This window comes from Escherichia sp. AM3 (assembly GCF_032029835.1).
Lineage (GTDB): Bacteria > Pseudomonadota > Gammaproteobacteria > Enterobacterales > Enterobacteriaceae > Escherichia > Escherichia coli.
Genome location: NZ_JAVUPQ010000959.1, coordinates 1 through 274, shown reverse-complemented (window position 1 = coordinate 274; position 274 = coordinate 1). Strand labels below are relative to the sequence as shown.

Annotated in this window: 1 protein-coding gene; it reads left to right on the top strand. The window is 43.4% G+C overall.

Annotated features, from left to right (window positions below; genetic code table 11):
- On the top strand, positions 1–274 hold a 274-nt coding region (locus RTW80_RS29240; protein ID WP_409415341.1), incomplete at both ends, for an acyltransferase family protein.

Here is a 274-nt window from a genome sequence, read left to right as displayed (position 1 = left end):
CATACCAGTTGAGGCATATCCAAATAGCTGGACACTGCTTGTTTGCCTTGCCTCAGCAATATTACTGATAAACCAGAACACATTCGTAAATCGAACTTTACAATTAGCACCGATAAACTACACAGGTAAAATTTCTTATTCTCTGTACCTCTGGCACTGGCCCATATTTGCAGCGTTCAATTATCTTGAGATCACTCTGTCCGGCAAGACACTGTGCATTGCGCTGGTGATAACTGCAGGACTGGCAGTGCTTACCTATCACGGTATTGAAGAG